We start from the raw sequence: 13,428 nt of genomic DNA on the forward strand, positions 1-13,428 counted from the left end.
GGCTTCACACCGGCTCGAGTTCGCGCGCGGAGCACCAGCGCAGTTCGCGGCGTTGCGTATCGTCGTAAGGCGTTGCCCTGTGCATCGTGCAACTATCGTCCCAGACCAGCAGGTCATAGGGCTGCCATTTGTGGACGTAGCGGAACTGGGGTTGCGTGGCGAAGTCCACCAGTTCCTCCAGCAACTGCCGGCCTTGTTCTTCTTCCATGCCCACGATGTGCGAGGCATGGGCGCCCATGTAGAAATGCTTGCGCCCCGACGCCTGGTGCAAGCGGATCAAGGGATGCTCGGAAGGCGGCAACAGCTTGCGGGTTTCATCGTTGAAGTTGGTGTATCCCACTTTGGCGCGCGAGGCGTATACGCTGTGCACGGCGCGCAGCGATTCGAGTTCCTGTTTGCGGGCCTCGGGCAGCGCTTCCCAGGCGGCGCGCATGTCGGCGAACTCGGTGTCGGGTGGGTCGATCTCGGGCAGCACGCGCGCATTGAGCGCAGTGACCCGCGCCGGAGGCTGGCGCATCGACATGTCGGTGTGCCAGTACAGGTTGGCCAGCAGATACAACCTGCGCTCATTGTCTTCCATCATGATGTCGCCGTTCTCGTCGACGTTGGAGACGTCGTAGAAGTACGGGTTCTTCATTCTGGCGTTGTTCAATTGTTTGGCCAACGCATTGGGCGGGCCGAACCAGCGGATGAATGCCTCCTGTTGAGCTTCGTCCAGCGGCTGGTTGCGGAAGAAGATCACGCCGTGTCTGGCCAATGCTGCTTCTACTTCATCGTAGGTCTGCTGATCCATCGGCGTGCGCAGATCCAGGCCGGTGATTTCCGCGCCGAATCCGGACGGTTGTGGGTGAACGTCGATCGTCATGCTCAGTCTCCTGTTGCCGTGATTGATGAGTGCTACTCGGTTCCGTCCAGCACGCGGATGGGGGTTTGGTCCAACCATGCCTGGATGTCCTGGACCATCTCGGTGTAGAACTGTTGATAGGTGTTGGCCGTGACGTAACCCAGGTGCGGGGTCAGGGTGATATTGGGCAAGGTTCTGTAGGGATGGGCGGGCGGCAAAGGCTCTGTGTCGAAGACATCCAGTCCTGCTCCAGCAATACGGCCGGCACGCAGCGCGTCCAGCAAGGCCTGCTCATCTATCAGGCCGGCGCGAGCGGTATTGATCAGATAGGCGGAGGATTTCATGCGAAGCAAGTCCTGGCGGGTGACCAGGCCACGGGTGCCTGGGCGCAGTTGCATGGCCAATACCAGGAAGTCCGCGTTCTCGAACAGCGAGTGCCTGCTGGCGAATTCCGCGCCACTTTCCGCAGCCCTGTCCGCGGTCAGGTTCGGGCTCCAAGCCAGTACCTTCATGCCGAAAGCACACCCAACTGTCGCCACCCGCTGGCCGATACGACCCAGACCAAGGATGCCCAGCGTGGCCCCGTGCAGATCCCGTCCCACGCCGACCTGCCACCGTCCTTGCCGCAAGCCGGCGCGCTCTTGTTCGAAATTGCGCGCGAAGGCAAGGATGTGTAGCCATACGAGTTCTGGCGTTCCCGTCTGCACGGCGCCCGTGCCGCAGACCATGATGCCCATCTTGCGGGCCTGCACGATGTCCACTGCGGCATTGCGCATCGCGGAAGTCACGATGAGCCTCAGGTTTGGCAACTGGCTCAATGCCGTGGCGTCGAGCTTCGTGCGTTCGCGCATCAGGCAAATGACCTGGTAGGGTTCGAGCCGGCGCAGCAGATCGGTAGGTTCATCCACATGGTCGTGATAGAACGTGATCTTGGTCCGATGCTCCAGTGACGCCCAGTCCGCATACTGGCGTGCCACGCACTGGTAGTCATCGAGCACAGCGACTTTCATCCGGGCGGTTTCCATGTGTTGTTCTCGCCGCTCTCCTGGCGCCAAGGTTCAGGCGACCAGGATGTTCAGCAGATCATCGAGATGCCGGCTGGTATCGAGCGCTGACACGGCCGCGCGCAGCCGTGCATGCCGGTCCGCGCCATCGGGCCAGGGCCACTGCGCCGCCATCGTCGCCAGCAGCGTGTCGGTTTCGTCCCAGGTAAAGGAGAAACGGGATGGGTCGGTCATGGTGTCCTGCACCGTGCGGCCATCCTTCAGGTGCACCGATACCGTGGCTCCCCAATCCGGCAATTGGTCATCCGCGTACACGCGAATGGACTGGCTGAGGGCATGGATGTCGTCTTCGGCATACCGCAGGTCGAAATCGCTCATGCGCAGTGTGCCGTCGCGCAAACCCACCGCCAGCATGAACGGGCAGCTCATGATGGCTCCAGTCGGCGTCTCGAAGGGGCCATGACGGTTGATGCCGGGATACGCTTCGTTCTTGCTGGACAGCACGACGTCGACATGGTCCACCTGGGCCGCATCCAGCCCGTGCTGGCGCCGCAGCGCAAGCAGCATGTACAGCGGCGCCTGGTTGATCAGGCAGCCTGGCAGGGGCTTGAAGATCACGGTGGGTGTCTGCCAGCTCAGCGGCGTGGCATCCCTGGGCGCCATGCCCGCGAATGTCCGGTACAGACCGCTGTCCCCTTCGAGAGACTGCCTCGCCGCCGTATATCCATGGGCGGCCAGCGTGGCGCAGACGATGCCGGCGCGCGACGCCGTGGCCACCTGCAGTCGCCATTCCGGCGAGCCTTCGGTCCAGCACTGCATCGTCCCGGCCGCCTGCTGCGTCGCCAGTGCCAGCGCATGAGCGGTATGGTCGGCATCCAGCCTCAGGACGCGTGCGGCGGCCGCGGTGGCGGCAATCACGCCGAACACCGACGTCGCGCGGAACCGGCGTTGCACGACGGCCGAGGCATACCCGGCGGCAACGCAGGCCAGCGCTTCGTAGCCGGCCGCCATGGCGGAAAACATCTCGCGACCGCTGATGCCGCGCTCCTGTCCGAGCGCCAGCACGACCGGGATGACGATGCAGCCAGGATGGGCATAGATGTCCTGGAAGGTATCGTTCTGGCCTCTGGCGCACATGCGGAATGCATTGGCGTACGCCGCGTCCGCCGCATTGCGCCGCTGTCCGTCGACCAGCAACAGGGCATTACCCGGTGTCTGGCAGACGGCCAGCACGGCGGCATCGAGGATGGGCTGCGCAGGTGCGGTGGCGGACATGGTCAGGCCATACAGCAGGCAGGCCTCCAGCTTCTGCACGACGGAGGGAGGCAGGTCTTCGTATTCGAGCGCCGAGAATCGGGCAGCCAGGGCTTCGGTATGTGTCATTCCGTGCTCCTTGTTCATGGAATGACGATGCCGCGGCTCTGGATCAGCTTGCCGATGTCCGCCTGCTGCTTTTGCAGCAAGGCGGCGAAGTCGGCGGCGCTGCCTCCGGCCAGCGTGATGCCGAATTCATCGGCGCGGCGCTTGACCAGCGGGCTGGACAATGCGGCGTTCAGCCTGGCATTGAGCTCGGACACCGTGGCATCTGGCGTGCTGGAAGGAACCAGTACCCCATACCAAGTCCCCGAGCGAAAGCCGGTCAGTCCGGCCTGGGGCGCGGTCGGCAGCTCTGGCCAGTCGGGGAGGGGGGCATCATTCCCGACCACCAGGGCCTTCAGATAGCCGTCTTTGACCATCGAGCGCGTGGCCGGGGCATCAAACACCGCATCCACATGCCCGCCAGCCAGCGCGGGCACGAAGGCACTGGAGCCCGCCATCGGAACATGCACGATCTTGATTCCCGTCATCGCCGAGAACTGCTCCGCCGCGATGTGCGGGCTGCTGCCGATACCCGATGAGGCGAAGGTCACGCCGTTGGGGGTAGCGCGGGCCCACCTGATGAAGGAGGCCAGGTCATTGGCGGGGATGGATGACCGGATGAACAGGACGGTGGGCTGCCATCCCACGTACATGACCGGCTTGAAGCGGGACTCGTCGAAGGCCGGGCCGCCTTCCTTGAAATGCAGCGTCGTATACGGCATGCCCGTGAAAAGCATCAGCCTGCCGTCTTCGGAGCGATCCTGCCCGACATGGCGGGTGCCGACCAACGTTCCCGCGCCCACCTTGTTCATCGGTGTGACGGACGTGCCCAGGTTGCGGGCGAGGGCTTCGCTGACCGAGCGTGCCATCAGGTCCATGGATCCGCCCGCCGCGATGGGGATGACCATCTCGTAGTGCCGCTGGGCATGCGCCGCTGGCAGCGAAAGGACCAGCAGCAGTGCCCACTTACAGGCGGTCCAGATATGACGACAGGTGTGCCGCGCGGCGCGCGTCGGTGGCCAGGTATGGCGCATGATCTCGTGTCTCCATCCTTGTTTTTCGAACGCGGCGCTCTGGCGTGCCGCTTCATTTATTCTGTAGGGATGGCGCGATCAATTCCAATCACATCGTTGTATCGCGAGCCATAAAAAATCGGTATGCCAGGAAAATAACGACACGGGAGACTCTGATGCGCAGCATCAATCTGGCGAATCTGGAGACAGCATTCTGGATCGCGCGTCTGGGCAGCTTCACGGCCGCCGCCCAGCGGCTGTACACCACGCAGCCCGCCATTTCGGCGCGCATCCGCGAGCTGGAGGCCGCGCTGGGCGTGAAGCTGTTCGTGCGCGTGGGCCGCGGGGTGGAAATGACCATCGAAGGCAGACAGTTTCTGGAAGAGGCCGAGCCGATCTTCCAGCAACTCGACTCGCTGGCGGAGTCCGTGCGTGCCGACAAGGCGTCCGGGGGCACGGTGCGCATAGGCGCCGGCAACATCTCCATGGTCTGGTTTCCCGCTTTGGTACGCGACTTGCAAGCCGCGCGGCCGGACCTGATCTTCGACGTCGAGATCGATATCGCCAGCAAGCTCCTGCAGAAACTGGAAGCCAGGAAGCTGGACGTGGCGTTGGTGGCTGGCAGCGTGCGCAGCGACAAGCTGATCGCCCGCACCTTGGGCTTCGACCGCATGCTGTGGGTCGCCTCACGCGACTATCTGCAGAACAACTGGCGCGGCAATCTCCTCGATTTCCTGAAGCGTTCGCCCATCTGGTGTGTGCAGAAGGACTCGTTCTATTGGACCGATGCCATGCGTACGCTGGTCGAAGGCGGCGCGGACACCCGGCAGTTCAACGGGATCAGCAATATGGCGGCGGCCAGGCAGATCGTGTTGAGCAACTGCGGCATAGGCTGTCTGTCGGAGGCCATGATCCTGCAAGACTTGCAAAGTGGCGTGCTTCAGCCAGTTCCCGATCTGCATCAGGGGGGATGGGTGGAGTTCTTCGTGGTGTGCTGCGCCGATCCGGCCCGGTCCAGACTCGTCGATCAGATCATGGACATTGCGCCCAAGGCCTCCACGCTGCGGCGCACAACAGACTGACGCGGACTTGTTTATGGGCCGCCATAAAAATTCCTGATTTCCGCGCGGCCTGAGCGCGCGATAGAGTGACGTGGCTTTCGTTACCGGGTCTGCCATGTCTTTCGATTCCGCCTACGGCTACAACTTCCATGATCTGCGAGAGCTTGCACGTCGCAGGCTGCCTCGGGGCCTGTTCGAGTTCGTGGACAGAGGTACGGAAGACGACCTGACGATACGGAACAATTTCGATGCCTTTCGTCGGCTTCAACTGGTACCGCGTCCGCTCAACGATGTGTCGGGCCGGTCGCTGGCGACCACGCTGTTTGGCCAGTCATTCCCCATGCCGGTCTGCCTGGCGCCCACCGGCGCGGCGGGGCTGCTCTGGTACGAAGGCGAGGTGGCGGCCGCCAAAGCGGCTGCGAAGTACGGTGTGCCGTACTCCATGTCGACGGGGTCCATCACTTCCCTGGAGACGGTTGCCGAGCGTGCGGGTGGCAACCTGTGGTTTCAGCTCTACCTTTGGCCAGATCCCGCAATGTCGCTCGAGCTGGTCGAGCGTGCTCGAGCGGCGGGCTACACGGCCTTGATCGTCACGGTGGACACCACGGTGACCCCCAACCGTGAGTTCAATTATCGAAATGGCTTCACGGTCCCGATGCGGCTGACGCGGCGCAATGTGCTGGATGGGTTGATGCATCCTCGGTGGTCGGCGGCAGTGATGGGACGCTATCTGTGCAACGGCGGCATGCCGCGCTTTCACAATTTGCCCAAGTGCTTGCAGACGAGCATGTCCGACACGCGAAAAAGCGGCCTCATGCCCAAGAACGACAGTCTTACCTGGAATGACTTGCGCAAGCTGCGAGACCTTTGGCAGGGCCCTCTGATCGTCAAGGGCCTGCTGCATCCCGAAGACGCCGTACGTGCACTGGAGGCAGGCGCCAACGGCATCGTCGTGTCCAACCACGGCGGACGGGTCCTGGACAATGCTCCCGCGTCGATGGATGTGCTGCCGGCGATAAGGCAGGCGGTGGGTCCTGACGCGACGATTCTGCTGGATAGCGGAATCCGGCGTGGCAGCGATGTGATCAAAGCACTTTGCATGGGCGCGGACGCCGTCATGATCGGTCGTGCGGCGATGTGGGGAACGGCCGTTGGCGGGCAGGCCGGGGTCGAGCATGTGCTGGCCATGTTGCGCGACGAGATGAGCCGTGTGCTGGCATTCATCGGGCAGACGGATCTGGCATCGCTCGATCAGGTCCATTGCAGCCAAGCGCCGATACGATGACACCTCCCCACGGTTTTGCCCTATTGGCAGGGCAGGATAGCCATTGTTGACGTTGGGCGCGGACCCGAATGCGGTCGATTCCAGAGGCAGTACGCCCTTGCACGGCGCCGCCTCGGTCGGCAATATCCAGACGGCGCGAACCCTGTTGGAGCACCGCGCGCGAATCGACGCCGTCAACAATCAGGGCGAACCGCCGCTGAGCTACGCGCCTATCCGGACGTATTCGCAAGAGAGCTCGATGGCAATGGCGGCATCAATTGGGACGCCGAGTTCAAGCAGATGACCGATGCCTCGCTGACGCACCTGGGCGCTGGCCAGCCCTTGCCGGCTCCGGAACTGCGGGAAGCCGCCACGCTGGCAGGCGAGGTAAAGCGCAAGAACGGCAATACCCGGCGCCTGCGAACTGGCGGTGCAGTGGGTAGGGTTGAACCCCGCGCCATGAACGTCGGAGTGGCGATATCCCGGGTAAACACCTATGAAGACGGCCGACCCGCATACCGTACCCACCTCATGTGTTCGTACCGAGTAGGAACTGTCGTGGGCAACAGGAATCGCAAGCGCGCGGGTTGGTCAAAATGGATACTGCTGGCCGCCTCTTCGGCCACCTTCACGGCCCACACTTCCGCTCAAGAGGTGTCCGGTACCGGCCAGGTGTTGCCCGGACCGGTCCAGACGCCGGCTTGGACGGTCGGAGGCGATCTCGTCGTCGGCGATACCCTCACCGGGACGTTGAGCATCCTTGACGGGGGCTCCGTCCTGAACGATTGGGCCTACATCGGCAATCTCGGCGGCGGCGTGGGAACCCTGACGGTGTCGGGCCGTGACGGCAGCGGCGCGAAGTCCACATGGACCAGCCTCAGCTCGGTGTATGTCGGAACCGACGCTGGCAGTAATGGCACGCTTCGCATCCTGGACGGAGGCTTGGCGCAAAGCGCATCGGCCACCATCGGCGGCTATGACGGCAGCGTCGGGAGCGTCCTCGTTTCCGGGCCGGAATCCACTTGGAATCTCGACACGGCCCGCTCGTTCGGGATCGGCGGCGGCGGCAGGGGAACGCTGCAGATCGATGACGGCGGCGCCGTGCACAGTGGCCAGGGGGTCATCGGCTGGAGCGCCGGCAGCCAGGGCAGCGTGACGGTATCGGGACGGACATCCGTCTGGGATCCATTCAACAATATCTACGTGGGCCTGGACGGCGTCGGCGACCTGCGCGTCCTGGAAGGCGCCACCGTGAATACCGTCGGATCGTCCGCGCCCGGCGCTGCGGCAACGGTTTACATCGGCAGGAGCGCGGGCAGCGTCGGAACGGTGACCGTGTCCAGCACCACGGCCGATATCTCGACGCTTACCGCGAGCGATCGTATCGAAATCGGTTCGGCAGGCACGGGCACCTTGAACATCGAGAAGGGCGGGCTGGCGGTCGCCGCCAGCGATACGTGGCTGACCATCGACGGCACCGCCACCGGTACGCTGAATCTCGTCGGCGACGCCAGCGGCCGCGGGGTGCTGGAAACGGGCTCGGTCATCAAGGGGGCCGGCGATGGCGCCTTCAATCTGGACGGCGGCGTCCTGCGCGCCAGGCGCGACCAGCCCAACTTCCTGAATGGCTTCTCGACGCAGGCGATCGGAGGCGAAGGGGCCGGGTTCGATACCAACGGCTACGATGTCGGTGTGACGACCGCGTTCTCGGGAACATCCCGCTTCAACAAGCTGGGCGCCGGCATACTCACCTTGTCTGGCGACAGCACCGCCTTCACGGGAACGACCGATGTCCAGGCGGGCACGCTCCAGGTGGACGGCGTCCTGGGCGGGCCGGTGAACGTCTTGCCGGGGAGCCGGCTGACGGGCACGGGGCGCGTCGGCGCGACGGTCAACCAGGGCACCATCGCTCCGGGGCCGCGCAGCGGCTTCGGCATCCTGACGGTCGCCGGCAACTATACGGCGCAGGGCGGCAACCTGGAGATCCGGACCCAGCTCGGCGGCGATGATTCGCCAACCGACAAATTGATCGTCACCGGAGACACCGCGGGCGCGACCCCCGTCACGGTGAAGAACGTGGGCGGCGCGGGCGCGCTGACCCAACGCGGCATACAGATCGTGCAGGTCAATGGGATCTCGGCGGGGCAGTTCGACCTGGCCAACGGCGATTACGTCATCGAGGGGCGTCCGGCCCTGGTGGCCGGCGCCTACGGTTATGTCCTGCAGCAGGATGCGGCAGACGGCGACTGGTATCTGCGGTCCTCCCTGACCGATCCGGGCATTCCCTCGACAGGTCCGGACACGCCACCGGCAGCCGAACCGCCCTTGCTGTATCAGCCCGGCGTGCCGGTCTATGAAGCCTACGCCAACACGCTACTGAACGTGAGCCGGCTGCCTACCCTGCGCCAGCGGGTCGGCAATCGCCTCTATGATTCGGCGGACGTCGGCCGCAATGGCGTATGGACCCGCGTGGAGGGGGTGACGAGCCGGCTCAAACCTTCTTCGTCCACCACGGGCGCACGCCAGGACATCGATACCTGGAAGACGCAGGTTGGTATCGACCGGATCCTGGCCGGTGAAGAAGGGGACCGTCTGGTGGGCGGCATCGCCTTTCACTACGGCAAGGCCGACACCCGCGTGTTCTCGGCATATGGCAACGGCAAGATCGACACGACCGCCTATGGCATGACGCCCACGCTTACCTGGTACGGCAAGAATGGCGTTTACATCGATACGCAGGCGCAGGCGACCTGGTTCGACAGCGACCTGAATTCACGGCTGGCCGGCAGGTTGAAGGGCGGGCGCCAGGCCAGAAGCTACGGGTTGAGTACGGAAGCGGGCAAGGCGATCGAGTTGAATGAGCGGCTGGCCCTGATCCCGCAGGCGCAGTTGGCCTACGTCTCGACCCGCTTCGACAGTTTCAACGACAAATTCGGCGCGCACGTTGAAAGCGGCAAGGGTGACAGCTTGCAGGGCCGTCTCGGTATTGCGCTGGACTACAAGAGAAGTTGGCAAACGGCCGGCGTGAACCATGAATCGAGCATCTATGGCGTCGTCAACGTGAAACACGAGTTCCTTGACGGAACCCTTGTGCGCGTGGCCGGCGTGCCGGCGGCCAGTCGTTCTGCGCGAACCTGGGGCAGCGTGGGAGCGGGGTCCAATTACAGTTGGGGCGACCGCTATGCGATCTACGGGCAGATCGACGCCGATATGGATTTCTCCGGAAGCTCCGTTGTCACCGCTACGGCGGGCTTCAGAATGGCGTTCTAGCCAAAGTGTGATGCGGATGTCCGGTACGCTGCTGGGCTCGCCGGGTTTGGCTGTCAGCGGCGCATGCGCGGGGGCGGCGTCCTCGTGCTAGCCTTCGGCGGGGCAGGCCGTCGAATCACCGACATACAGGGCCTGGGTCATGGACGATCCACGATGCCGGACGCAACCGCATGAAGGGCTACCAGGAAGGCACGCTCAAAAGCTGGAACGACGAACGCGGTTTCGGCTTCATTACGCCGGAGCAGGGCGGCGAGGCGGTCTTCGCCCATATCTCCGTATTCGAATCCGGCCGGCCACAGGCCTCGCAGCGCGTGCGTTTCCTGGCCGAGACGGCTCCCGACAAACGCCTTCGCGCGCGCAAGGTGCAATTGCTCGACATTCCGCCCGTGCACGCGCGCGGCCCGAGCCGTCAATGGAAAGCGACCGGCGTGGGCTTCAAGAGCCAGCTCGTCCTCGCGCTGTTCCTGGGCTACCTGCTGGCCGCGATCTGGATGCAAGGCCTGCCCTGGTGGGTCTTCGTGGTCTATGTCGTGATCAGCATTCTGACGTTCCTGGTCTATGCCAGCGACAAATCCTCCGCGCGCGCCAGCACGAGGCGAATACCCGAGAACACCTTGCACATGCTGTCGTTGGCAGGCGGCTGGCCCGGCGCGCTGGTCGCGCAGCAGGTCTTGCGGCACAAGTCGTCCAAGGCCTCGTTCCAGGTTTGCTACTGGATCACCGTGGTCCTCAACTTTCTGGGGTTGGCCCTGCTGACGCTGCCTGCCTTGCGTGCCTGGCTGTTCGCAATCGTACGAGCGCTGGCGGTTTGACATCACCGCCGCCAGCCGTCCCCGGACACCGGCCGCAATGGCAGCGGCTCGGCCCCGTCGGTAACGCATCGAAATCGGCGGCCGCGTCGCGTAATGGCTCTGTTATGGAGCGGTTTCCCAAAGCTGCATAGAGTGTCTACACATAGACCTCACGCACGCCTGGGTGACGATAATGATCAGAACGATGCTTTCTCTGGCGACAGTCGCCGTGTGCTTTGCGTTACCTGGATGCACCTCGATGGAGGAAGCTCGCCTGACTGCGTACCAGCAGGAGGCGAGCGATCGGGAAGAGGTGCGACAGGCTTGCGAACAGCCTTTCGATCTTCCAGAGATCGCTTTGCTGAAATCGAAGATTCCGCCTCTGACGCGACCTCCCAGCATTGACCAATTGAGCGACAGGACAGCACCCAGCACGCGGCAGAAAGCGGCCGTCAAGGCCCTCGACAGCCTGCTCGAGCATTGCCGCATCAAACAGGGCTGGCTGGAGAATCGGTATTCCTCGGCGACCTATCCTGCCTATGTCGCCAGTTCCGAGCGCACCCGGACATTGTTGTCCCAGTTAGGAAACGGCACGATCACCTTCGGGCAGTACAACACGGGACGCCAGGAAATCATGAGCCTGTACGAGCAGGAGGGAACTGAACTCGAACAGCAAGTTGCGATGGTGCGGGAGCAATGGGCCGCAAGAGATGCCGAGCGTCGCGCGTCTGAAGCTGCCTGGGCCGAATGGGCCGAACGCCGTCCCATCTGCAAGCGGGAAAGAGGAAAACTCTGGTGCAGGGCCGATCGCCTTGCGCCTTGGCAGCGAGACGTCAGCATGCAGTGGCGGCATTGAGCACGCCGACCGTTCGTTCGCTACGTTCTGGCATGCGAAGCGCTTACTGGCGCAACATTCAGTTCTTGTAGTTCTTCTCTTCCTTCTCGCCCGCCCAGCCGCGCAGCGCGCTGATGAACTCGGGGCAGACGTTCCCATCGACCTGCGTGTCGATGATGATGCTGTTCTGCATGCGCATCACGACCTTGCACTCGTAGACCCGCGTGCGATTTTGCATGTAGCCGTGGTTCGTGGTCTGGAAGACCGGCGTGGGCGCCGATGTGTTGGAGCCGGGAATCATGCCCACCACCTGCTGGCTGCTGCCGGTGCTGACCCACTCGGTGTACGGCGCGGTCTGGTAGTCGGACCACTCCAGTTCCATGATGTCGTTGCCCACTGCGCGCGCGCGCGAGGGCTCGCCCATTGCCGTGATGGCATCGTCGATCGAGCGGCCTTTCATGTTGCGCGCCACGTTGACGCTGGGCGACAGCGAGAAGCCGTTGGTCAATGAAGGCAGCATGGAACTGCCGCCCGTCGGGGCGCAACCGGCAAGCGAAACGACCAGGCCGGCGCCGAGCATCAGCAGCCCGTGCCTCAACGCGGTGTTGGCAGAGTGTCGCAGGATCTTCATGGCGCTCCTTCCCGTCGCATCGTGTGAATGGCGGCGCCATCATGCCGGGACTGACCGGAACGGTTCCCCGAAAATTGTGTCGCTTCGTGAACTCCTGGCTGCGGGGCATCGGCGGCGGGCGCGGGTTCGTTGCACCGTAAGCCCACGATTTCACGACAAACGTCCGGGTGCGTCGGCGACTCGGGCCGATACGTCGATGGCAGAGATTTTGTTACGTAATGAGGCCGGTGCGCCCCGCCTCGGTGCGCCTCGCAGGCAACCCCGTTGATAACATCGTGCCGCTTCCAGCCGGACGTTTCATCTTTCGTGGCGCGTCGGGTTGGCCCGGCGCCGCACGGCTCGCGCCGCTTCCCATCTTCCACGACATGACGATGCTTGCACGCCTCCTGCCTTCGCTTCGTATGGGCCTGGCCGCCCTGGTGCTGTTGTCGGGCGCCGGCTCGGTATTCGCGCAGGGCACGGGCAAAGCCTACGCGGGCGCAGCCACCGACGAGAAAAACACCCAGGTGTATTGGGTGACCTCGCAGGCGACCAACACGAAGGCCCAAGCCGCCGCGGTGGCCGAATGCAAGGCGAAGGGCGGCAAAGGCTGCGTGAAGCTGGGATGGTTCAGCGACAGCTGCCTCGTGTATGCCCGGAACTCGCGGGATACGCTCTTTCCGGGCAACAGCGTGTCGCCCGAGATCGCGGCGAAGATGGCCATCCGCCGATGCACGGCCGACAGCGCGGATGGCGGCTGCCGGATCACCACGCTGCCCGTGTGCGTGGGGCCGGGATACGCGGCCGAGCACCGTGCCCAGTCCGCGCTGCGCGCGTCGGCCGAGGCGCGTGAGGCGCTGTCCGCCAAGCTCGACAAGCGCGGCTATTGGGGCGTCATCGCGGAAGACGAGTCAGGCGGCCTGTCGTATGGCGATCAGTATCCCTCCGAGAACGAAGCGGTCGAGCAACTGTTGGGCTGGGAAGACTGCAAGGGTTGCACCAAGGTGCTGACTTATCAGAACAGTTGCGTGGGACTGGCCTGGCAAAAGGGGGCGAAGGGCCGGGGCACCAGCTTCACAGCCCTCGATCCCGATCCCGACACGGCGCGCAATCAGTCTCGTGCCGTCTGCAACAGCAAGACCGGCGGCCAGAGTTGCGTGGCCATGGTGCGCTGTTCGGGCCGCGGCTACATGCAGGGCTATAAAGGCCTGGACGAGAAGGCGAACTGAGCGTCCATCGCGGGCTTCTTCGTAACGGCATCGGCCGGCCAGACACACAGGCGCGTCGGCCGGCCGATTCGCATTCACGCCCGGTATGAATAGTTTCGAATCTATTAACTTAATGCGGGTGTAAAAAACCTTGCGTAGTACGGAAGTG

General features: G+C 63.8%; 12 protein-coding genes. 7 read left to right on the top strand and 5 right to left on the bottom strand.

What is annotated here, in order from left to right:
- Positions 1 to 4 precede the first annotated feature (4 nt).
- The 4 genes from A7W11_RS11005 to A7W11_RS11020 are packed head-to-tail and all read right to left on the bottom strand — an operon-like array spanning position 5 to position 4,241.
- Complete coding sequence (locus tag A7W11_RS11005; protein WP_066411668.1) at positions 5 to 865, bottom strand: TauD/TfdA dioxygenase family protein; 861 nt, start codon at positions 863 to 865, stop codon at positions 5 to 7.
- A 32-nt stretch (positions 866 to 897) separates the two neighbouring features.
- Positions 898 to 1,869, bottom strand: a complete 972-nt coding sequence (locus A7W11_RS11010) for a D-2-hydroxyacid dehydrogenase family protein (protein WP_218188584.1) — start codon at positions 1,867 to 1,869, stop codon at positions 898 to 900.
- A 33-nt stretch (positions 1,870 to 1,902) separates the two neighbouring features.
- Positions 1,903 to 3,231 (bottom strand): MmgE/PrpD family protein, encoded by a 1,329-nt coding sequence (locus A7W11_RS11015; protein ID WP_066411670.1) that lies wholly within the window; start codon positions 3,229 to 3,231, stop codon positions 1,903 to 1,905.
- A 14-nt stretch (positions 3,232 to 3,245) separates the two neighbouring features.
- Positions 3,246 to 4,241 (bottom strand): Bug family tripartite tricarboxylate transporter substrate binding protein, encoded by a 996-nt coding sequence (locus A7W11_RS11020; protein WP_066411672.1) that lies wholly within the window; start codon positions 4,239 to 4,241, stop codon positions 3,246 to 3,248.
- 155 nt (positions 4,242 to 4,396) lie between these two features.
- On the opposite strand from A7W11_RS11020, the gene A7W11_RS11025 reads away from it, so the two are divergent.
- The 6 genes from A7W11_RS11025 to A7W11_RS11045 all read left to right on the top strand — a co-directional run bounded on the left by A7W11_RS11025 (position 4,397) and on the right by A7W11_RS11045 (position 11,462).
- Complete coding sequence (locus tag A7W11_RS11025; protein WP_066411674.1) at positions 4,397 to 5,302, top strand: LysR family transcriptional regulator; 906 nt, start codon at positions 4,397 to 4,399, stop codon at positions 5,300 to 5,302.
- A 94-nt stretch (positions 5,303 to 5,396) separates the two neighbouring features.
- Positions 5,397 to 6,566: an alpha-hydroxy acid oxidase gene (locus tag A7W11_RS11030; RefSeq protein ID WP_066411676.1), complete on the top strand. Its 1,170-nt coding sequence runs from the start codon at positions 5,397 to 5,399 to the stop codon at positions 6,564 to 6,566.
- A gap of 52 nt (positions 6,567 to 6,618) precedes the next feature.
- Complete coding sequence (locus A7W11_RS29115) at positions 6,619 to 6,849, top strand: ankyrin repeat domain-containing protein (RefSeq protein ID WP_412778727.1); 231 nt, start codon at positions 6,619 to 6,621, stop codon at positions 6,847 to 6,849.
- A gap of 227 nt (positions 6,850 to 7,076) precedes the next feature.
- Entirely contained in the window at positions 7,077 to 9,815 is a 2,739-nt protein-coding gene (locus A7W11_RS11035) for an autotransporter family protein (protein ID WP_066411678.1), read from the top strand.
- A 170-nt stretch (positions 9,816 to 9,985) separates the two neighbouring features.
- On the top strand, positions 9,986 to 10,627 hold the full coding sequence (locus tag A7W11_RS11040; protein WP_066411680.1) for a DUF1294 domain-containing protein: 642 nt from the start codon (positions 9,986 to 9,988) through the stop codon (positions 10,625 to 10,627).
- 238 nt (positions 10,628 to 10,865) lie between these two features.
- Positions 10,866 to 11,462 (top strand): hypothetical protein, encoded by a 597-nt coding sequence (locus A7W11_RS11045; RefSeq protein ID WP_066411688.1) that lies wholly within the window; start codon positions 10,866 to 10,868, stop codon positions 11,460 to 11,462.
- A 58-nt stretch (positions 11,463 to 11,520) separates the two neighbouring features.
- Here the strand turns inward: A7W11_RS11045 and A7W11_RS11050 are convergent, their stop codons facing one another.
- Positions 11,521 to 12,072: a hypothetical protein gene (locus tag A7W11_RS11050; protein WP_412778717.1), complete on the bottom strand. Its 552-nt coding sequence runs from the start codon at positions 12,070 to 12,072 to the stop codon at positions 11,521 to 11,523.
- A 371-nt stretch (positions 12,073 to 12,443) separates the two neighbouring features.
- Here A7W11_RS11050 and A7W11_RS11055 point away from each other — a divergent pair, with 371 nt between their 5' ends.
- Complete coding sequence (locus A7W11_RS11055; protein ID WP_066413917.1) at positions 12,444 to 13,280, top strand: DUF4189 domain-containing protein; 837 nt, start codon at positions 12,444 to 12,446, stop codon at positions 13,278 to 13,280.
- The last annotated feature ends 148 nt before the right edge of the window (positions 13,281 to 13,428 follow it).

It is taken from the genome of Bordetella ansorpii, from assembly GCF_900078315.1.
In the GTDB taxonomy this organism is placed as follows: Bacteria; Pseudomonadota; Gammaproteobacteria; order Burkholderiales; family Burkholderiaceae_B; genus Bordetella; species Bordetella ansorpii.

What these genes read in the sequence shown, in the direction of transcription:
- A7W11_RS11005 (WP_066411668.1), bottom strand. Translation starts at nt 865, where the DNA reads ATGACGATCGACGTTCACCCACAACCGTCCGGATTCGGCGCGGAAATC.
- A7W11_RS11010 (WP_218188584.1), bottom strand. Translation starts at nt 1,869, where the DNA reads ATGGAAACCGCCCGGATGAAAGTCGCTGTGCTCGATGACTACCAGTGC.
- A7W11_RS11015 (WP_066411670.1), bottom strand. Translation starts at nt 3,231, where the DNA reads ATGACACATACCGAAGCCCTGGCTGCCCGATTCTCGGCGCTCGAATAC.
- A7W11_RS11020 (WP_066411672.1), bottom strand. Translation starts at nt 4,241, where the DNA reads ATGCGCCATACCTGGCCACCGACGCGCGCCGCGCGGCACACCTGTCGT.
- A7W11_RS11025 (WP_066411674.1), top strand. Translation starts at nt 4,397, where the DNA reads ATGCGCAGCATCAATCTGGCGAATCTGGAGACAGCATTCTGGATCGCG.
- A7W11_RS11030 (WP_066411676.1), top strand. Translation starts at nt 5,397, where the DNA reads ATGTCTTTCGATTCCGCCTACGGCTACAACTTCCATGATCTGCGAGAG.
- A7W11_RS11035 (WP_066411678.1), top strand. Translation starts at nt 7,077, where the DNA reads ATGTGTTCGTACCGAGTAGGAACTGTCGTGGGCAACAGGAATCGCAAG.
- A7W11_RS11040 (WP_066411680.1), top strand. Translation starts at nt 9,986, where the DNA reads ATGAAGGGCTACCAGGAAGGCACGCTCAAAAGCTGGAACGACGAACGC.
- A7W11_RS11045 (WP_066411688.1), top strand. Translation starts at nt 10,866, where the DNA reads ATGGAGGAAGCTCGCCTGACTGCGTACCAGCAGGAGGCGAGCGATCGG.
- A7W11_RS11050 (WP_412778717.1), bottom strand. Translation starts at nt 12,072, where the DNA reads ATGAAGATCCTGCGACACTCTGCCAACACCGCGTTGAGGCACGGGCTG.
- A7W11_RS11055 (WP_066413917.1), top strand. Translation starts at nt 12,444, where the DNA reads ATGCTTGCACGCCTCCTGCCTTCGCTTCGTATGGGCCTGGCCGCCCTG.